The 17,962-nt window shown below is 72.5% G+C and carries 18 protein-coding genes; 7 read left to right on the top strand and 11 right to left on the bottom strand.

Annotated elements, in window-relative coordinates:
* Nucleotides 1–6: 6 nt before the first annotated feature.
* Nucleotides 7–648 (bottom strand): HAD-IA family hydrolase, encoded by a 642-nt coding sequence (locus IEY37_RS08520; RefSeq protein WP_229674198.1) that lies wholly within the window; start codon nucleotides 646–648, stop codon nucleotides 7–9.
* 38 nt (nucleotides 649–686) lie between these two features.
* Nucleotides 687–1,694: a LacI family DNA-binding transcriptional regulator gene (locus IEY37_RS08515; RefSeq protein ID WP_229674271.1), complete on the bottom strand. Its 1,008-nt coding sequence runs from the start codon at nucleotides 1,692–1,694 to the stop codon at nucleotides 687–689.
* A gap of 174 nt (nucleotides 1,695–1,868) precedes the next feature.
* Here IEY37_RS08515 and IEY37_RS08510 point away from each other — a divergent pair, with 174 nt between their 5' ends.
* Nucleotides 1,869–2,894, top strand: a complete 1,026-nt coding sequence (locus IEY37_RS08510; RefSeq protein ID WP_188941108.1) for a zinc-dependent alcohol dehydrogenase family protein — start codon at nucleotides 1,869–1,871, stop codon at nucleotides 2,892–2,894.
* A 31-nt stretch (nucleotides 2,895–2,925) separates the two neighbouring features.
* On the opposite strand, the gene IEY37_RS08505 is transcribed toward IEY37_RS08510, so the two are convergent.
* Nucleotides 2,926–3,756 (bottom strand): alpha/beta hydrolase, encoded by an 831-nt coding sequence (locus tag IEY37_RS08505; RefSeq protein ID WP_188941107.1) that lies wholly within the window; start codon nucleotides 3,754–3,756, stop codon nucleotides 2,926–2,928.
* 206 nt (nucleotides 3,757–3,962) lie between these two features.
* Between IEY37_RS08505 and IEY37_RS08500 the strand changes: the two genes are divergently transcribed.
* Both IEY37_RS08500 and IEY37_RS08495 read left to right on the top strand, forming a co-directional pair.
* Entirely contained in the window at nucleotides 3,963–4,712 is a 750-nt protein-coding gene (locus IEY37_RS08500) for a sugar phosphate isomerase/epimerase family protein (RefSeq protein ID WP_188941106.1), read from the top strand.
* Nucleotides 4,709–5,809, top strand: a complete 1,101-nt coding sequence (locus tag IEY37_RS08495; RefSeq protein WP_188941105.1) for a Gfo/Idh/MocA family protein — start codon at nucleotides 4,709–4,711, stop codon at nucleotides 5,807–5,809. Before IEY37_RS08500 ends, IEY37_RS08495 begins: the two co-directional genes overlap by 4 nt.
* A gap of 72 nt (nucleotides 5,810–5,881) precedes the next feature.
* On the opposite strand, the gene IEY37_RS08490 is transcribed toward IEY37_RS08495, so the two are convergent.
* Genes IEY37_RS08490 through IEY37_RS08480 form a run of 3 tightly spaced genes read right to left on the bottom strand, consistent with a single transcriptional unit; the run spans nucleotide 5,882 to nucleotide 9,179 of the window.
* Complete coding sequence (locus IEY37_RS08490; protein WP_188941104.1) at nucleotides 5,882–6,913, bottom strand: Gfo/Idh/MocA family protein; 1,032 nt, start codon at nucleotides 6,911–6,913, stop codon at nucleotides 5,882–5,884.
* The gene (locus tag IEY37_RS08485) at nucleotides 6,910–8,112 is read right to left on the bottom strand and encodes a Gfo/Idh/MocA family protein (protein WP_188941103.1); all 1,203 of its coding nucleotides are present in this window, start codon (nucleotides 8,110–8,112) and stop codon (nucleotides 6,910–6,912) included. The genes IEY37_RS08490 and IEY37_RS08485 overlap by 4 nt, the downstream gene beginning before the upstream one ends.
* Nucleotides 8,109–9,179 carry a zinc-binding dehydrogenase gene (locus IEY37_RS08480; protein ID WP_188941102.1) on the bottom strand — a complete coding sequence of 357 codons (1,071 nt, stop codon included), beginning with the start codon at nucleotides 9,177–9,179 and terminating at the stop codon, nucleotides 8,109–8,111. The genes IEY37_RS08485 and IEY37_RS08480 overlap by 4 nt, the downstream gene beginning before the upstream one ends.
* A 214-nt stretch (nucleotides 9,180–9,393) precedes the next feature.
* Here IEY37_RS08480 and IEY37_RS08475 point away from each other — a divergent pair, with 214 nt between their 5' ends.
* From IEY37_RS08475 to IEY37_RS08460, 4 genes are read left to right on the top strand one after another with little or no spacing between them, the layout of a single operon-like run.
* Nucleotides 9,394–10,413: a sugar phosphate isomerase/epimerase family protein gene (locus IEY37_RS08475; protein ID WP_229674197.1), complete on the top strand. Its 1,020-nt coding sequence runs from the start codon at nucleotides 9,394–9,396 to the stop codon at nucleotides 10,411–10,413.
* Complete coding sequence (locus IEY37_RS08470) at nucleotides 10,389–11,117, top strand: orotidine 5'-phosphate decarboxylase / HUMPS family protein (RefSeq protein WP_188941101.1); 729 nt, start codon at nucleotides 10,389–10,391, stop codon at nucleotides 11,115–11,117. Before IEY37_RS08475 ends, IEY37_RS08470 begins: the two co-directional genes overlap by 25 nt.
* A complete protein-coding gene (locus IEY37_RS08465) occupies nucleotides 11,114–11,518 on the top strand; it encodes a VOC family protein (protein WP_229674196.1) in 405 nt (134 codons plus the stop codon). Before IEY37_RS08470 ends, IEY37_RS08465 begins: the two co-directional genes overlap by 4 nt.
* Nucleotides 11,515–12,519, top strand: a complete 1,005-nt coding sequence (locus IEY37_RS08460; RefSeq protein ID WP_188941100.1) for a sugar phosphate isomerase/epimerase family protein — start codon at nucleotides 11,515–11,517, stop codon at nucleotides 12,517–12,519. The genes IEY37_RS08465 and IEY37_RS08460 overlap by 4 nt, the downstream gene beginning before the upstream one ends.
* A 58-nt stretch (nucleotides 12,520–12,577) precedes the next feature.
* On the opposite strand, the gene IEY37_RS08455 is transcribed toward IEY37_RS08460, so the two are convergent.
* From IEY37_RS08455 to IEY37_RS08435, 5 genes are all read right to left on the bottom strand, one after another.
* On the bottom strand, nucleotides 12,578–13,993 hold the full coding sequence (locus IEY37_RS08455; protein ID WP_188941099.1) for an aldehyde dehydrogenase family protein: 1,416 nt from the start codon (nucleotides 13,991–13,993) through the stop codon (nucleotides 12,578–12,580).
* Between the two features lie 28 nt (nucleotides 13,994–14,021).
* Complete coding sequence (locus tag IEY37_RS08450; protein ID WP_373298301.1) at nucleotides 14,022–15,044, bottom strand: isocitrate/isopropylmalate family dehydrogenase; 1,023 nt, start codon at nucleotides 15,042–15,044, stop codon at nucleotides 14,022–14,024.
* A 62-nt stretch (nucleotides 15,045–15,106) separates the two neighbouring features.
* Nucleotides 15,107–15,967, bottom strand: coding sequence for a DeoR/GlpR family DNA-binding transcription regulator (locus IEY37_RS08445; RefSeq protein ID WP_229674270.1), 861 nt, complete (start codon nucleotides 15,965–15,967; stop codon nucleotides 15,107–15,109).
* Nucleotides 15,968–16,072: 105 nt separating this feature from the next.
* The gene (locus IEY37_RS08440) at nucleotides 16,073–17,002 is read right to left on the bottom strand and encodes an aldolase (protein ID WP_188941096.1); all 930 of its coding nucleotides are present in this window, start codon (nucleotides 17,000–17,002) and stop codon (nucleotides 16,073–16,075) included.
* 33 nt (nucleotides 17,003–17,035) lie between these two features.
* Nucleotides 17,036–17,962 carry a carbohydrate kinase family protein gene (locus IEY37_RS08435; protein WP_188941095.1) on the bottom strand — a complete coding sequence of 309 codons (927 nt, stop codon included), beginning with the start codon at nucleotides 17,960–17,962 and terminating at the stop codon, nucleotides 17,036–17,038.

The raw sequence follows: 17,962 nt of genomic DNA, 5'->3' as shown, positions 1-17,962 counted from the left end.
CGCCGGTCAGTACCGGACCAGCAGCCCACCGTCCTGCGGGTCGATCCGTACCGCGGTCAGGTCGGCGACGGTGTCGGCGTCCAGTGACGGGTAGGTGGTGCGCAGCCCCAGCACCGGGCACCCGGCCGCCCGCGCCGCCGCCACGCCGGCGGGCGCGTCCTCGACGACCAGGCAGCGGGACGGGTCCCGGTGCAGCGCCGCGGCACCGAGCAGGAACGGCTCAGGGTCCGGCTTGCCGGTGGTGACGTCGTCGGCGGTCACCATCGCGACCGGCGCCGGCAGCCCGGACCCGGCCATCCGGGCGGCCGCCAACCGGCGGCCCCCGCTGGTCACCACCGCCCACCGGTCGGCCGGCAGGCCCGCAAGCAGCTCGGCGGCCCCCGGCGTCGGTACCACCGACCCCGCTTCCGCCACCTCGCCCTCGCTCACCACCCGGTGCAGCTCGTCCAGCCGGTCCTCGGACAGGTCCGGGGCGCGCATCCGCAGCACCTGGCGGGCCGGGATGCCGTGCAGGTCGCCGATCAGATCCTCGCCCGGCCGGCCGAGCAACCGGGCGATCACCGCCCAGTTGCGGTGGACGCTGGCGGTGCTGTCGACCAGCGTGCCGTCCAGGTCGAACAGCACGGCATCGACCGTCAGCGTGGTCACCGTCGAGATCTCCGATCGGTCTGCGGTGCCCACGCCGGTCAGCCGGCGGGGCGGGAGGCGGGAACCGGGACCTGGCTGGACTCCCGGACGACGAGCGTCACCGGCAGCACCAGCTGCCGCTTCAGGCGGCGCCCCGGCGACTCGATGCGCTGGAACAGCCGCTCGGCCGCCACCCGGCCGAGCGCCGCCGGATCCTGGTCGACGACCGTCACGGACGGCCGCAGGGCGGCCGCCATCGGGAAGTCCCCGAAACTGACGAACGCCAGGTCCGTACGGGCGCGTCGGTGCAACTGCGCGAGCACCGCCTGCGACGTGAGCGAGTCGGACGAGAAGATCGCGGTCGGTGGCCGGTGCAGGCCCAGCAGCGCGTCGAGCACCTCGGTCGCCGTCGCGGCCTGGGGCCCGTCCAGCGGTCGTTCCAGATCCGGATCCGCCGGCAGCCCGGCCTCGGCCAGCGCCGATCGGTAGCCCTCCAGCCGCCGTGCCGTGGTGGCCACCGAGCGGCCGCGCCCGACGAACGCCACCCGCCGGTGCCCCTGCTCCACCAGGTGGCGGACGGCCGTCCCGGCACCCCCGAAGTCGTCCTCGACCACGCTGTCCGCGACGGCGCGGCGCGGCGGCCGGTCGACGAACACGACCTCGGTGTGCTCCTGCCACGGCCGCAGGTAGCTCTGGTCGGCGGCGGTCGGCGCGAGCAGCAGGCCGGTGACGTGCCGGCGCAGCAGCGACTCCACCGCAGGGCGCTCGAGGTCGGCGTCACCGCCGAGAGTGGTGACCAGCACGGCGGAACCGGCCATCCGCGCGTGCTCGGCGACGGACTGCACGACGGCCCCGAAGAAGGCGTCGGCGATGTCCGGCACCGCGACGCCGATCGCCCGGTCCCGCCCGGTGCGGAACGTCCGGGCCAGCATGTCCGGGACGTACTGCAGGTCGGCGATGGCCTGCTCGACCCTGGTCCGCACCTCGGCCGAGACGTACCGGTCGCCGTTCACCACCCGGGACACGGTCTTCCCGCTGACCCCGGCCCGGGCCGCGACGTCGCGCATCGTGGTCACCGGCACCTCCGTCCCGGGTCGCGGGTCGATCTGTCACCGGTGACAGTAGACGACACCCGCTCTTTCTGTCACCGGTGACAGAGGCCGTGCTCTACGCTCGGGGCCAGCACGGCCGGGCGCTGCACCGTCCGGGCCGACCGGTACCGCGACAGAGAGGTCAGGCCGATGAGAGCCGTCCACTACGACGCCGCCCGGAGCTTCCGGGTCGCCGACGTGCCGACGCCCACGCCGGGGCCCGGCCAGGTGCTCATCAAGGTGCTGCAGGTCGGGGTGTGCGGCACCGACCTGCACATCCACAACGGCGACTTCAACGCGGTCTTCCCGCTCATCCCGGGACACGAGATGGTCGGCACCGTCGCCGGACTGGGCGCGAACGTGGACCGCTTCCGGGTGGGCGAGCAGGTCACCGTCAACCCGAACGTGTACTGCGGGCACTGCGACTTCTGCCTCGCCGGCCGGCTCATCCTGTGCCGCAACGCCAAGGGCCTCGGGGCGAACACCGACGGCTTCTTCGCCGAGTACGCCAGCGTCGACGCCGACCTGGTGTTCTCGGTCGACGGGATCGACCCCGACACCGCGGTCTTCACCGAGCCGTCGGCCTGCGCCATGCACGGGCTGGAGACGCTGCAGGTCCGCCCGGGCAGCAGCGCGCTGGTGATCGGTGCCGGGCCGACCGGCCTGCTGCTCGCCCAGCTGATCGCCACCGGCGGGGCCGCGTCGGTGACGGTCGCCGGGCCGACCGCGTTCAAGCTGGAGACCGCGCGGGGTCTGGGCATCGAGAACACCGTGCTGATCCCGCGCGACGACGCGGCCGCCGCCACCGAGGCGTTGCTGGCCGCCTCCCCCGGCGGCGACGGGTACGACGTGGTGGTGGAGGCCACCGGGGCCACCACGGTGGGCGACATGTGCGTCCCGCTCACCCGCAGCGGCGGCACCGTGCTGATCTACGGGGTGACCCGGGCGGACGAGACCATGACGTTCGCCCCGTTCGACGTGTTCCGCCGCGAGATCACCATCAAGGGCTCGTTCGCCGAGATGACCTCGTTCGGCGCGGCGATCGCGGCGCTGCGCGCCGGCAGGGCACGTACGGACGGGATCATCACCCACCGGTTCCCGCTCGAGGAGTACGGCACGGCGCTGGAGACCCTGGCGCGGGACAAGACCGCGCACAAGGTGGTCATCACCCTCTGACCCGATCCTCGTTGCGCGCCCGGCGGCGCCGTCACGAGGCCAGGAAGGCCGCCCGGTCGACCCGGGCTGCCCGGTCGTCCGCGACGTTGTGGTCGCAGTCGTACTCGCGCCACTGCCGCGGCTCGGCGGCCGCCTCGTACAGCCGACGCGCCTCCCCGGTCGGTACGACCGGGTCGTGCCGACCGTGCTGGAAGAGCAGCGGCGCGCTGCTGTGGGCAACGTACCGCGCCGCGTCGAACCAGTCGATGGCCGCCGTGTCGGCGTCGGTCCACGGCAGCCCGCTCGCCTCCCGCTGCCCGCGGCCGATCCGCAGCATCGTGCCCGCACCGAACGACATCACCACCACCCGACGCAGCCGCGGTTCCACCGCGGACAGGTAGGCGCCCTGGCCGCCGCCGGCGCTGTGGCCGACGTACGACACGTCGCGCGGCGCGCCGACCCACTCCAGCAGCACCGTCAGGGCGCGTCGCAGGGTGAGGACGGCGTCCCGGATGCCGGCGACGGCCACGTCGATGTCCGGTCCGGGCCCGGACCGCGTCACCGGCAGCAGCACCGCGGCGCCCGCCCGCGCCATCTCCGCACCGTCGTCGACGTGGAAGCGCCGCCCGTCGTCGCTGCCGCCGTGGGCGAGCACGACGCCCCGGACCGGATCCCCGCCGGCCGGCAGCACCACCGTGGCCGGCGAGGACAGCCCGTCGCGGACGTCGAACCGGATCTCGCGCCACGACAGCCCCGGGGTGGTCCACTCCCGGTCGACCCGGACGCGCAGCGGCGCCCGCGCGGGCTCGAAGAACCGCCGCGCCGCGGCGATGGTCCACGGCCCGGTGTACGGGCGGTCGGGGTCGGGGGCTTCGCGACTCATCCGGTCACCGTCGCACGGTGCGCCACCGAGTTCCGCGGTCGAGCGTGGCGCGCTCCGACCCGACCGTGGACTCCCGACCCGTGGTTGCCACGCAACACATCTTGTGCGTTTGCGAACATTCTCGCTACGATGAAGCGGTCGACGCGCAGGCCTGGCCGGTGCCCAGTCGGGCGCGCGGCGTCCCCGCCCACGGCGAAAGGTCAACGGTGCCACTCTCTTCGCTCTCCCTGCAGCTCTACAGCGTCCGCCACGCGCTGGACGAGGACATCCCCGGCACGATCGCCCGGGTGGCCGGGATCGGGTTCCGGCAGGTCGAGTCGTCCTACAAGATCCACTCGAAGGGGCGAGAGCTCCGCGACGCCATCCGCGACAACGGGCTGACGTCGCCGACCATGACCGCATCGCTGGTCGACGTGGACGTCGACCCGGTGTTCCCCATCGCGGTGGACCTGGGGGCGCACACGGTGATCGAGACCTTCGTGCCGGACCAGTTCTGGGGTTCCGTCGACGCTGTCCAGCACATCGCCGACCAGTTGAACGCGGCAGCGGCCAAGGCCGCCGACTTCGGTCTCCGCGTCGCCTACCACAACCACTGGTGGGAGCTGGAGCACCGGTACGACGGCAAGACGGCGCTCGAAGCGCTGGTCGACCGGTTGGACCCGGCAGTCCTGCTGGAGGTCGACGCGTACTGGGTCGCCGTGGGCGGACAGGACCCGGTCGACCTGGTCGGCCGGCTGTCCGACCGGGTCCACTTCCTGCACCTCAAGGACGGCCCGGTCAACCACGACAACTCCCAGCAGCGCCCCGCCGGGCAGGGGGACCTGCCGATCGAGGCGATCATCGCGGCGGCTCCCCAGCTGGAGGTCGGGGTGATCGAGTTCGACGACTACGCGGGCGACGTGTTCGACGCCGTGGCGCAGAGCTTCGCCTACCTCGACGCGCAGGTGCCGGCGTGACAGGCCCCGTCGGTGTCGGCGTCATCGGTGCCGGGACGATCAGCAACCAGTACCTGGCCAACCTCACCCGCTTCCCCGACGTGCAGGTGCACGTCGTCGCGGACCTGTTCACCGACAAGGCTGCCGAGCAGGCGGCCACCTACGGCGTGGCCGAATCCGGGCCTCCGGAGGTGGCGCTCGACCATCCGGACGTCGAAATCATCGTCAACCTCACCATCCCGGCGGCGCATGCCGAGGTGTCGATGGCGGCGCTGGGCGCCGGCAAGCACGTGTGGACCGAAAAGCCGTTCGCGCTGGACCGCGAGACCGGTCGGCAGCTGCTGGAGAAGGCGGACGCGGCCGGGCTGCGCATCGGCGGGGCGCCGGACACCGTGCTCGGTGCCGGCCTGCAGACCGCATTGCGGGTCATCGAGCGGGGCGACATCGGCACGCCGCTCTCGGGTCTGACGCTGTTCGAGGTGCCAGGACCGCAGGACGACCACCGCAACCTCGAGGTACTGCTCTCCCGCGGAGCCGGACCGCTGTGGGACATGGGGCCGTACTACCTCACGGCGCTGTCCCGCACCTTCGGCTCGTTCCGCTCGGTCATCGGGAACGGCCGGATCGCGCGACCCAGTCGCACCTGGTTGGTCGGCCCCAGGGCCGGTACCGAGATCGTGGCGAAGGTGCCGACGCAGGTCAGCGTGCTGGCCGACTTCGCGTCCGGGGAGACCTCGACCACCGTGCTGTCCTGGGACTCCCCCCACCGGCGCGTGGGCCACGTCGAGATCGTCGGCACGGAGGGGACGCTGGCCGTCCCGGACCCCAACAACTTCGACGGCGACCTGCGCATCCGGCACCGGGGCGACGACGACTGGACGGTCGTCCCGGCCGAGGGCCCGGTGGGTGGGCGAGGGCTGGGCGCGCTCGACATCGCCCGCTCCGTCCGAGCCGGGGTACCCCACCAGGTGCCGGGTGAGCTGGCCTACCACGTCCTGGACACGCTGTCGGCGGTCACCGAATCGATGGAGCAGCGCCGCTTCGTCCAGGTCGAGAGCACGGCTCCGCGGGCGACGTCGCTCCCGGTCGGCTGGGATCCCTACGCCCGCACGCTCTGACCGGAACACCCCCGCGACAGCCCGCCCGCTGCCCGGCCTCCTGCGGCCGGTGGCCGGCGGGCTGTCGTGCGCTCACCCCCCGGTCGCGTGCAGGTCCTCCAGGATCCGGACGCCCACGAGCGCATCCGCGGGATCGACCGGCAGCGGGCCCCGGCCGCGCACCGCGGCGGCGAACAGGCGGTAGAACTCGCGGTAGCCACCGTGCTCCGTGGGCACCGTTGCGGCGTCCTCGTCGTTGCCCAGCCGGCCCCACCGCTCCGGTTCCTCGACACCGAAGGCCGGGTCGGTCGCCGCTATGCCGGACGCCAGCTGCGACTCCTGCGGATCCAGACCCCACTTGGTGAAGGCCTGTTCCGACCCCAGCACCCGGAAGCGGAAGCCGCGCTGCGCCACCAGGGAGCTCATGGACAGGTGGGACCGGACGCCCGAGACGTGGCGCAGGGCGACGAACGAGTCGTCGTCGTTGACGGCGCCGGCGCGGTGGGTGAGCAACTCGCCGTAGTACGAGTCGACAGGTCCGAACAGCTGGACCGCCTGGTCGATGAGGTGCGCTCCGAGGTCGTAGGCGACGCCGCCGCCGTCGGCGCCGGCGGTACCGCTCTTCCAGGCAGGGCGTGGGCGCGGGTTGAGCCACTCGAAGCGGGACTCGAACCGCCAGACCTCGCCCAGCGCCCCGCTGTCCACCAGCCGACGCACGGTGCGGAAGTCCCCGTCCCAGCGTCGGTTCTGGAAGGCCGTCAGCGGGACGCCCAGTCGCGCGGCGAGGGTCAGCAGCCGCTCGACGTCGGCACTGTGCACCGCCAGCGGCTTGTCGACGACCGTGGGCAGGCCGGCCGACAGGGTGCGCTCGGCCAGCTCCGCATGCACGGGCGTCGGCGCGGCGACCACCGCGAGGTCGTAGTCGCCGGCACGGGCCAGCAGCTCGTCGACCGTACCCAGGACGGTGGCCCGCGGGTACCGCTCGCCGGCCGCCGCTGCCCGATCGGGATTGCCGGTGACGATGGCGGCCACCGTGCAGTCGGGCTCGGCCGTCAACAACGGTGCGTGGAACACGCTGCCGGCCAACCCATATCCCAGCACGGCCGCGCGGAGCGGAGCGGTCATCGGGTCGGCTGGAGCGGCAGCAGCGCCCCGACCTCACCGCCGACGCGCGCGCCGGTGCGGGCGGCGTACGCCGCGACGATCTGCTGGCAGATGCGGATGTCGTCCCTGCCCTCGGACAGCGCGGACTTCGGCGGTCGACCGTCCCGGAGCATCGCGTGGAATGCCACCAGCTGGTTCTCGAAGGCCTCGGAGATGCTGCGCCGCACCATCTTGCGTTCGGCGTCACCGTCAGGGGTGGTCACCGTCAGCTCGGTCGGCGCCTGCAGCAGGTACGGGGACGGGAAGACGAGCTCGACGGTGCCGCGGCCGTGGACCACCCGCACGGTCTCCCGGTAGGCCGGGAAGTCCGGCAGGTAGTGCCAGCCCAGGGTGTACCGGCCACCGCTGGCCAGACCGCCCTGCACCGCGATGGACGCGGGGTGCGCGCCGTGCGACATCCGGTCCCGCCCCACCTCGCGCACCGCGAACCGCGACCGCTGGCGCCAGATGTCGGCGTACTCGACCGTCTCCGGGACGGTCCCCAGGCTGCGCAGGACCGACAGGTCGTGCGCCAGGCTGCTCACCAGGGATCCGCGGTAGGTGCGCCAGAGGGCGTCGTCGGCGTCGCCCACCGCCGCCGCCCAGAGTGTCGCGTCCTCGGCGGCGTTGGCGTCGACGGCGCGCTGCGGCAGGGGTTGCGTCGACCCGACCACGCGGGCGAAGTCCAGCTGCGACGCGCCGGTGGGATGCAGCACCATGGCCTCCACCAACCGGACGTCGTCCACCTCCGCCAGCGCCTGCGCGGCGGCCGTCACCGCGGGGTCGTACTGCTTCATGTACGCCAGCAGGAGGGCCGGGTGGCCGAGGTCCGGCTGTGCGGCCAGCACCTCGTCGACCTCGGCCGTGGTGAAGGCCAGCGGCTTCTCGCAGAAGACGGCCAGCCGACGCTCGAAGGCGGCCAGCACGGCCGGCGCGTGGGATCCCCGGGACAGGATCATCACCGCGTCGAGGCCGCCGGCGTCCAGCATCGCGGTGTAGTCGGCGAACCGGCGCGATCTCTCGATCCCGTACCGGTCGCCGATGGTCTCGAGGACGTCCGGCGCCAGCTCGCAGACCGCGGCGATGCGATAGAGGTCGGAGCGCCGCGCCAGCAACGGCAGGTGGACGGCCTGCGCGACCGCCCCCAGGCCGAGCAGTCCGATCCGGATCGGTGCGCTCATCGGGCGGCCTCGGACTCCAGGCAGAACGGCATGCGCAGCACCGACTTGATGTTGCGGCCGTGCTGCATCGCCGAGAACGCCTCCTCCCACTCCTCGATCGGGTAGACGCCGCCCAGGATCCGTTCCGGGCGCAGCTGTCCGCTGGCGAAGAGCCGAAGTACGTTCTCCCACGTCGTCCAGGTGTGCGAGTAGCAGCCGTACAGGGTGACGGCCTTCTTCACCAACGGATCCAGGCTGAAGCCCAGCGGCTGCGGTCCCCACCCCACCTTGGCGATCGCACCAGCCGGTCGCACCAGCTCCATGCTCTGCCGCAAGGCCCCGCTCACGCCCGTCGCGTCGACCACCAGGTCCGCACCCAGCCCGTCGTGCAGGGTGGACAGCAGCTCGAGCGGGTCCTCCGCCGTGACGTCCACGGTGCGGGTGGCGCCCAGCTCCCGGGCGATCCCCAGCCGGTGCGCGTCGATGCCGGTACCCAGCACGACCGTGGTGGCCGCTCCCTCGAGGAGTGCCACCTGCAGGGCGTTGATGCCGATGGCTCCGGCTCCCTGGATCACCACGAGGTTGCCCGGCGCGACGTGGGCACGCTCGACCACGGCGTTGTAGGCCACCGCGTACGGCTCGGTCATCGCCGCCGTGGAGAAGTCGACCCCGTCCGGGATGCGGTGCAACACGCGCGGTTCCGCCACGACGTATTCGGCCATGGCTCCGTCCCGCTTGAGGCCGTACCCCTCCCGCCACGGGCACAGGTTGTACCGACCGGTCCGGCACAGGGCGCACACGCCGCAGATCGACGCCGCCGTCTCGCACACCACTCGGTCACCCACGACCCAGCCGGACACGCCGTCGCCGACGGCGGCGACGATGCCGGCGGACTCGTGCCCGAGGGTGACCGGCAGGACGCCCTTGCTGCTGGCGCTCTGGGAGTTGTGCCACATGTGGACGTCGGAGCCGCAGACACCCACGGTGTGGATGCGCACCAGGACCGTGCCCGGCCCGGCCGCGGGCTCGCGGACGTCGCGGACCTCCAGGGCTCCGTCCTCGTAGGCGTACTTGACCAGCGCCTTCATCGGCGAGTCTCCTTCACTGGAGGTCGTTGGGCCTGCGCCGCGCGGGGCACCTCGGCGTCCCGCACCGGTGCCGACGACCTCGCGCCCAGGAACCACGGTTCGTGCGCACACTACCAAACTTTGTTCATTCGCGATCATTTGAGTGTTACCGTTGAGGCGCGGGTCCGGCGGAGTCGCCGGCCCGCCGACACGGTGCAGTCGACGAGGAGCTGACGTGAGGATCGCGGCCTTCCCCAAGGGCGACCTGCCGGACATGGTGCTCCGGCGGACCAAGTCCGTCTTCGAGTGGATCGACGAGGCCCGGGCGCTTGGTGTCGACGGCCTCGAGCTGCACACCGGCTTCCTGTGGTCCGCCGACCCCGGATACCTGCGAACCGTCGGTGATGCCCTGGCAGCGGCCGACTTCGAGATGCCGATGATGTGCGCCTCACCGGACCTCACCCACCCCGACGCCGACGCGCGCGCCCGCGAGATCGAGCAGCAGGCCGCCGCCATGCGCGTCACCGCCCAGCTCGGCGGCCGCGGATCGACCTGCCGGGTGCTCTCCGGCCAGGCGCATCCCGGCGTGGACGTCGACCGGGGCGTCGAGTGGGCGGTCTCGGCGATCGAGTCGCTGCTGCCGCTGGCGGCCGAACTCGGCATCACGCTGGCGATCGAGAACCACTACAAGGCCAGCACGTGGGCGTACCCGGAGTTCGCCCAGCGGCCGCAGGTCTTCCGCCGGATCGTGGACGCCGTCTCCGACCGGGTGCACTTCGGCGTCCAGTTCGACCCGTCCAACGCGATCACCGCCGGGGTCGACTCCGCCGACTTCCTCGACGACGTCGTGGATCGCGTGGTCACCATGCAGGCCTCCGACCGCTACCTCGAGCCGGGCACGACACTGGACGACCTGCGCCAGGCGGACGGCACCCTCGGCTACTCCCCCGCGCTGCGCCACGGGGTGATCGGTCGGGGCCTCAACGACTACGACAGGATCTTCAGCACGCTGGTCGCCGCCGGCTACGACGGTTGGATCAGCATCGAGGACGGGGTCAACGGTTTCGCCGAGCTGAAGGCCTCCGCCGACTTCCTGCTGGACGCCCGCGACCGGTGGTTCGGCGGTTCCCGCGCCGTCGCCGTCCGATCCCACGACCGCGCCAGGGCCGAAGCCGCGCGGACGCTCACCGGTGGCACCACATCCGACGACGGCACGAGAGAGGAAACCCCATGGGCCGCTCGATCCGGGGCCTGAAGCGCTCCGACCTGGACCACGGCATCGTCCAGGTCTCGCTGGACCTCAAGAGCATGGACGACGCGCTGCGGATGGCGGCGATCGCCGTCGAGGCGGGCGCCGACTGGTTGGAGATCGGGACACCACTGGCGATGGCCGAAGGCGCCCACGCCGTACGCCGCCTGCGTCGCGAGTACCCCGACCATCCGCTCGTCGCCGATCTCAAGATCATGGACGGCGGGTACGGCGAGGCCCGGATGTACGCGGAGGCCGGAGCGGACGCCGTGGTGGTGATGGGCAGGGCCCACGACGCCACCGTGCAGCGCGTCTGCGAGGCCGGGGCGGACTTCGGGGTGCTGGTGATGGGCGACGACATGGGCGCCCCCGACCGCGTCGCCGAGGCCCGGCGACTCGAAGAGCTGGGCGTCGGCATGGTGCTGCACCACATCGGCCACGACCACCGCAACATGCACCGCGAGCTGAAACTGTCGCCGCTGACCGACCTCCCGGCGATCGTCGCGGCCACCTCGGTGCCGGTGCAGGCCGTGGGCGGCCTGTCGATCGACCAGGCCGTCGGCTGTCCGGCGATCGGGGCCGGCGTCGTGGTGTTCGGCGCGCCGCTGGCGATCGACGACGAGACGTCCTTCACGATCCCGGAGGGCGACCTGCCCCGGGTGCTGGGCGACGCCATCGACCGGGTGCACGCGACACCGGTCGCCCGGTGAGCACCGTCGGCACTGTCGGCACCGTCACCTACCGGCACTTGCACCACGCGGCGTTCACTCTGCCGCCGGGTCAGGAGGACCGGGCCCGGGCGTTCTACACCGGCGTGCTCGGTCTGACCGAGATCCCCAAGCCCGCGACGATGCGTCCCATCGGCTGCTGGTTCCGGCACGACGGCATCGAGATCCACGGCGTCCCCGACGCGGACTTCGTCCCGAACAGGCTCGGGCACCCGGCGATCGTGGTGGACGACCTGGACGCCCTGGCCGAACGGCTGGCGGCGCACGGGATCGTCGTGCAGCCGGACGACCGGTTCCCCGGACATCGGCGCTTCCACACCTACGACTGCTTCGGCAACCAGCTGGAGTTCCTGCAGCCCGTCGATCGCGAGGTGCCCGCATGACCCGTCCCGTCACGCTGTTCACCGGCCAGTGGGCCGACCTGGAGTTCGAGGAGCTGTGCCGGCTGGCCCACGACTGGGGCTTCGACGGCCTGGAACTGTCGTGCAAGACGCAGCATCTGGACGTCGACCGGGCGCTCGAGGACGAGGGGTATCTGCGGCAGCGGCTGGACGTCCTCGACCGGTACGGCCTGAAGGTCTGGGCACTGTCGAACTCGGCGCAGGGTCAAGCGGTGTGCGACGACCCGATCGACTTCCGGCACCGATCGATCGTCGGGCCCCGTACGTGGGGAGACGGTGACCCGGAGGGCGTGCGCGCGCGGGCCGCCGAGCAGATGCGCCGGACCGCGGTGCTGGCCCGACGGATCGGCGCCGAGGTGGTCATCGGCTTCACCGGATCCAAGATCTGGCGCTACGTCGCGATGTACCCGCCGGTCCCGGAGTCCGTGATCGACGAGGGTTACCAGGACTTCGCCGACCGCTGGAACCCGATCCTCGACGTCTTCGACTCCGAAGGCGTGCGCTTCGCGTTCGAGGTGCACCCGAGCGAGATCGCCTACGACTACTGGACGACCACGCGCGCGCTGGAGGCGATCGGCCATCGCCCGGCCTTCGGCCTCAACTGGGACCCGAGCCACCTGATGTGGCAGGACGTCGATCCCGTCAACTTCATCGTCGACTTCGCCGACCGCATCTACCACGTGGACTGCAAGGACACCCGCATCCGACCCCGCGACGGCCGGGCCGGACGCCTGGGCTCGCACCTGCCGTGGGGTAGCCCGCGGCGCGGCTGGGACTTCGTCTCCGCCGGACACGGCGACGTGCCGTTCGAGGATGCGTTCCGGGCGCTGGACGCCATCGGGTACCGCGGGCCGATCTCCATCGAGTGGGAGGACGCCGGGATGAGCCGCTTGCACGGGGCACCGGAGGCCCTCGCCTACGTGCGGTCGCTGTTGTGGGATCGGCCGGCGGCCCGGTTCGACTCCGTCTTCACCCAGCACTGACCCGCTCGTGCCCTGTCGGGGCGGCCGCCGGTCGGCGGCCGCCCCGGATCGATGGCCGTCAGGGCTTGAGCACGACCAGCTTGTGGTGCAGGAGTTCGTGGATCGCGTACCGGACGCCCTCCACTCCCTGCCCGGAACCCTTCACACCTCCGTAGGGCATGTGGTCGGCGCGGTACGAGGGCGGCATGTTGACCAGCACGGTGCCCGCCTCGGCGCGCCGCGCGTACTCCATCGCGGAGCCCAGATCGCTCGTGTGGATCGCCGTGTTGAGCGCGTAGTCCGACGCGTTGACCGCCTCGATCGCGGAGTTCAGATCCGGCACGACGAGCACGCTGGCGATCGGGCCGAAGGCTTCCTGGAGCACCAGCGGATCCCCGGACGCCGGTTCGGCCAGCAGGGTCGGCTGGAGCACGCCGTCCACCACGTCGCCGCCGGCGAGCAGCCGGGCGCCCGCGGCGACGGCGCGGTCGATCGACGACTTCAGCTGCTGCGTGGCGGCCGGGGTGATCATCGGACCGACGACGGTGGTCTCGCGCCGCGGGTCGCCGCTCGGAGTGGCCGCGAAGCGCTCGGCCAGTGCCGCCAGGAACTGCTCCGCGACCCCTTCGGTGACGTAGATGCGCTGCAACGACACGCACGCCTGACCCGCGTTCGTCAGTGCCGCGACGAGCGCGTCGTCCGCCGCACGCGCGAGATCGGCGTCGTCGGTCACCACCATCGCCGTGTTGCTGCCCAGCTCCAGCACGTGGAACTTGCGCGGCGACCGGGCCTTGATGTCCCAGCCGACCCTGCTGGAGCCGGTGAAAGTGACCACCGCGACGCGCGGGTCGTCGAACCAGACTTCGGCGACGTCCGCGGGCGGCCCGGTCACCAGGTTCAACCAGCCACCCGGGAGCCCGGCCGCCTCGAACGCCTCCACCAGCAGACCGGCGACCAGGACCGACTTCTCGGATGGCTTGAGGAGCACCGGGCACCCTGCGGCCAGTGCCGGCGCGACCTTGTGCAGCACCAGGTTCAGCGGGAAGTTGAACGGCGTGATCGCCGCCACGATGCCACGTGGCTCCGGCACCGTGACCGCCAGGGTCCCCGCACCGGACGGGATCGCGTCCAGTGCGACGGCCTCTCCGACCAACCGCTTGGCCTCCTCGGCCGCCCAGGTCAGGGTCTCGACGGCGCGGGCGACCTCGCCGCGGGCGGCGGTGATCGGTTTGCCGGTCTCGGCGGTGATCGACTGCGCGAAACTCTCCGCGCGTTCCCTGACCGACGCCGCGGTGGCGGCCAGGACCGCGGAGCGCTGGGGGACGGCGAGGCCGGCCGCCAGGGCTTTCTCGGCCGCGTCGACCGCCTGCCGGGCGTGCTCGGCCGAGCCGACGGCAACCGTGCCCAGCGGGACACCGGTCCATCGGTCGGTCACCGGGACGGTGCCGGCGCCCGGCGTCCATCGCCCGTCCAGGTACAGCAGTTGGTCGCGCACTGCGGGCCTTCCTCTCAGGATGCGGCTGTCAGGCCGTGAAATTCGGTGCCAGCGAGTCGATCTCGGTCAGCACCGCCGCCGTGACCTGCTCGGTGAGGGCGGTGCCCCCGAGGTCCCGGGTCCGGGTACCGGCGGCGAGCGCCGCCTCGAAGGCCGCGACGAGATGCGCCGCGGCCGCCGGGTACCCCAGCGCGTCCAGCATCATCGCGCCGCTCCAGATCTGGCCGATCGGATTGGCGATGCCCTGCCCGGCGATGTCGGGTGCGGAGCCGTGGACCGGCTCGAACATCGAGGGATGCCGCCGCTCCGGGTTGAGGTTGGCGCTCGGTGCCGATCCGATCGACCCGGTGATGGCTCCGGCCAGGTCGGACAGGATGTCGCCGAACAGATTCGATGCGACCAGGACGTCGTACCGGTGCGGATGCAGGACCAGACCTGCCGCCAGCGCGTCGATCAGCTCGCTCCGCAACCGCACCTGCGGGAAGCCTGCGCGCACGGTCTCGGCGACGACCTCGTCCCAGAACGGCATGGTGTGGACGATGCCGTTGCTCTTGGTCGCCGAGGTCAGCAGACCGCGGCGGCCGGCCGCGAGCTCGGCGGCGAACCGTGCGGCCCTGCGGATGCCGCGGCGGGTGAACACCGCCTCCTGGACAGCACTCTCCTCCTCCAGGCCGCGGTACATCCGGCCGCCGATCTCGGAGTACTCCCCCTCGTTGTTCTCGCGGACGACGACCATGTCGATCGGGGCGCTGTCGGCCAGCGGCGACGCGACACCGGGCAGGGTCTTGACCGGTCGGAGGTTGATGTACTGCTCGAAGGCGCGGCGGATCGGGATGAGAAGTCCCCACAGCGTCTGCACGTCGGGGATGTCGGGCACGCCGACGGCACCGAGGAAGATGGCGTCGTACCCGGCGAGCGTCTCGAGACCGTCGACCGGCATCATCCGGCCGTGCGCCCGGTAGTGGTCCGATCCCCACTCCAGATGCTCCCAGCCCAGCGTGAAGCCGTGCAGGCGCGCCACGGCGGTGACGCAGTCGATACCGGCCGGCATCACCTCGAGCCCGATGCCGTCGCCGGCGATCACCGCGATCCGCTGCCGCTGCGCTGCCGCGCTCACGAGGACGAGTCCGCGGTGACCGCCACGGTGTCCCGCGCCTCGTGCGCCATCCGACCGTCGGTCACCGGCACCTTGACCACGTCGACGTCGCGCTGGTCGAGCATCCGCTCCTGGTCCTCGGTCACCCCGTCGTCGATCACCACCCGGTGGATCACGTCCCAGTCGCAGATCTTGACCATGGCCGGGGTGAGGAACTTCGAGGAGTCGGCGACCAGGACCACCTGCTCGGCGACCCCGATCAGCGCCCGCTTGGTGATGGCGTCGAACCCGTTGCCGCAGAATGCTCCCCGCTCACCCAACCCGCTGGCGGCCAGGAAGAACGTCTCGACCTGCAGGTTCGAGATGGCCGCCAGGGTCGACGGACCGTCGAAGGACAGCGACTCCGGATGCAGCAGGCCGCCCAGGCACTCGACCTCCACCCCGGACCGGCCGACCAGGCTGGCGACGACCGGGAACGAGTGGGTGACGACCTTCAGCCCCTGGTCGACCGGGATGAGCTCGGACATCTGGTGCATGGTGGTGCCGGCGTCGACCGCGATCACCGAGTGCGGCTCGATCAGTTCGATCGCCCGCCGGGCGATCGCCTGCTTGGCGTCGGCCATCTTCCGGTCGCGCAGCCGGTAGTCGCTGCCGGTCATGTCCTGCCGGGACAGCGAGCCGACACCGCCGCGGAACCCGCGGACCTTGCCCTGCTCCACCAGCCGGAGCACGTCCCGCCGGATGGTCATCTCCGACACGGCGAAGGCCTCCGACAACTCGGTGATCGTGCAGTACCCCTGTTCACCGATGAACTGCAGGAGTCGCTCCCGTCGCTCGGGTGCCGAGGTGTAGCGGAACGTGGCCTCACTCGCCTGCATCACGGTCGTCTCCGTTCCTCCACGTCAGCGGGCCGCCACAGTGTCCGGCGGACCGACAACCGTCGCACGCGCAGCGGTACCACGCCGCGCCGCCCGAGGTCCCGTTCACCGTCGCAGGCCGCGACGGACGATGTCGGTGAGGGTCCGCAGCCGTGCGGTGGACCGGTCCCGCAACGCCGCCTCCGGGTCCGGGTCCGTCACCGTGTCCGCCCAGATGGCCCGGCCGGCCAGGAAGCCGCTGGCCCCGCCGGCCACACTGGCGGCCACGGCGTCGGGGAAGTCGCCGGACGCCACACCGTTGGACAGCACCACCCACGGTCCGGGCACCAGCTCCGACAGCCGGGCGGCCTGCTCCTGCACCTCCGACAGGTCCCCGGGCACGTAACCGGGGACCTCGGCCTTGTAGATGTCCGCACCCAGCGCCGACAGTTCCTTCGCCGCATCGAGGATCGCGGCGTGCCGCTCGCTCGCGTCCGGCCAGTCGTCCACGGTCGCCGGCCGCACGATGCCCTCGACCAGGCTCACCACGCCGGCCCGCCGCGCCAGCTCGAGGAAGCGCCCCACCAGGTCGGCGCGCTGTTCCTGGCGCCCGTCCGGCCGCCAGATGACGAGCAGCTTGACGGCCGCGGCGCCCACCGACCGCACGAAGTCCGGGGTCACCTCGGCGTCGAGGCCGGACCCGACGACGCCCCGGCCGGGCGGCTGGTCGAGCTCGTCGGCGGCCAGGATCAGCGGGCACCCGCCGATCTCCGCCGGCCGCCCGTCCCGGACGGCCAGCGGCCTGTCCAGCAGGATCGCCGAGGCGAGCGGTGCCAGCACGGACTCGGCCGCCGTCTTGAACCCACGGAGCACCTCGTCGCCGACCTCCTGGCCGCCCACCAGTGGGAACATCCGGCGCAGCGACTCCCGCTGGTCCAGCGCCACCATGGTGAAGCCACCGTGGGGACCCCGCAGACCCGCGGTGGTCGGATCCGTGGAGGATGCCGATCCGCCGGACGTCTCCCGGCGTTCGGCGGCCACTTCGTTGCCAGACATCTTGCTCCGTTCGTGCATCGGTGCTGCCCCGCGTCAGCTCTCACCGACGCGGCGGGCTCCCGCGACGCCGACCGGCGCCGCGGTGGTCTGCTGGTACTGCTCGGTCTCCGCGGCGTCGGGGATGCCGCTACGGCCGTCGAGGGCGCGACACGACAGCGCAGCCACCAGGTTCGCCCGCGCGGTCGCGTCCAGGAGGTCCAGGCCCTCGACCAATCCGGCCAGCAGGGCGCCGTGGAAGACGTCGCCGGCACCCATCGTCGAGACGGGATCGATCGACACGCCGGGCACCAGGTGCGGTCCGTCCTCGGTGAGCACCCAGGTGCCGGCTGCGCCGTCGGTGGCGACGACCTGCTCCGCGCCGGCCGCGCGGGCCGCGGACAGGCTGCCGGCCAGGTCGGCGGCCGGGAACGCCGCCCGGAGCGCCGTCACCGTCGGTGCGTACAGCCGGACCCCGGTCAGGTCCAGACCCGGGATCGGGTTGCCGCCGTCGACGCTGAGCAGCGGGCGGCCGGCCTGCCGGGCCGTGTCCGCCGCCGCGCTGCGGTATCCCGTCTGGTCGACGTGCATCCAGGTGGCCGCACCCGCCGGGACCCGGACACCCACCGGCGGTGCGGACGGGGTGGTGACGATCGCCCTGGCCCCGGTGGAACGTGACACGATGATCATGCTCTGCGGGGTCCGCAGCCCGGGGTCTGCCACGAGCCACCGGGTGTCGACCCCTTCGGCGCGCAGCATGTCGCGGATCGCCGCACCCGCCGGGTCCTCGCCGACGGCGCCGGAGAAGCCGACGGCCGCTCCCAGCCGGGCCAGCGCCACCGCAGCCGTGGCGGCCGGGCCACCGCCGGCCACGACGAACGGCTCGGACACCACTCGGCTGTCCGGGCCCGGAGCCTGGTCGACCAGGGCGATGGTGTCGAGGGTGGCGACCCCGACGCAGAGCACGTCCAGCGACACGGCCAT

Origin of the sequence: Nakamurella endophytica, from assembly GCF_014646215.1 — a bacterium.
GTDB lineage: Bacteria > Actinomycetota > Actinomycetes > Mycobacteriales > Nakamurellaceae > Nakamurella > Nakamurella endophytica.
This window is presented reverse-complemented; position numbering and strand designations above follow the sequence as displayed.

What these genes read in the sequence shown, in the direction of transcription:
- IEY37_RS08505 (WP_188941107.1), bottom strand. Translation starts at nt 3,756, where the DNA reads ATGAGTCGCGAAGCCCCCGACCCCGACCGCCCGTACACCGGGCCGTGG.
- IEY37_RS08435 (WP_188941095.1), bottom strand. Translation starts at nt 17,962, where the DNA reads ATGGCCGTGTCGCTGGACGTGCTCTGCGTCGGGGTCGCCACCCTCGAC.
- IEY37_RS08490 (WP_188941104.1), bottom strand. Translation starts at nt 6,913, where the DNA reads ATGACCGCTCCGCTCCGCGCGGCCGTGCTGGGATATGGGTTGGCCGGC.
- IEY37_RS08510 (WP_188941108.1), top strand. Translation starts at nt 1,869, where the DNA reads ATGAGAGCCGTCCACTACGACGCCGCCCGGAGCTTCCGGGTCGCCGAC.
- IEY37_RS08445 (WP_229674270.1), bottom strand. Translation starts at nt 15,967, where the DNA reads ATGCAGGCGAGTGAGGCCACGTTCCGCTACACCTCGGCACCCGAGCGA.
- IEY37_RS08450 (WP_373298301.1), bottom strand. Translation starts at nt 15,044, where the DNA reads ATGCCGGCCGGTATCGACTGCGTCACCGCCGTGGCGCGCCTGCACGGC.
- IEY37_RS08440 (WP_188941096.1), bottom strand. Translation starts at nt 17,002, where the DNA reads ATGTCTGGCAACGAAGTGGCCGCCGAACGCCGGGAGACGTCCGGCGGA.
- IEY37_RS08470 (WP_188941101.1), top strand. Translation starts at nt 10,389, where the DNA reads ATGGGCCGCTCGATCCGGGGCCTGAAGCGCTCCGACCTGGACCACGGC.
- IEY37_RS08515 (WP_229674271.1), bottom strand. Translation starts at nt 1,694, where the DNA reads ATGCGCGACGTCGCGGCCCGGGCCGGGGTCAGCGGGAAGACCGTGTCC.
- IEY37_RS08480 (WP_188941102.1), bottom strand. Translation starts at nt 9,179, where the DNA reads ATGAAGGCGCTGGTCAAGTACGCCTACGAGGACGGAGCCCTGGAGGTC.
- IEY37_RS08460 (WP_188941100.1), top strand. Translation starts at nt 11,515, where the DNA reads ATGACCCGTCCCGTCACGCTGTTCACCGGCCAGTGGGCCGACCTGGAG.
- IEY37_RS08485 (WP_188941103.1), bottom strand. Translation starts at nt 8,112, where the DNA reads ATGAGCGCACCGATCCGGATCGGACTGCTCGGCCTGGGGGCGGTCGCG.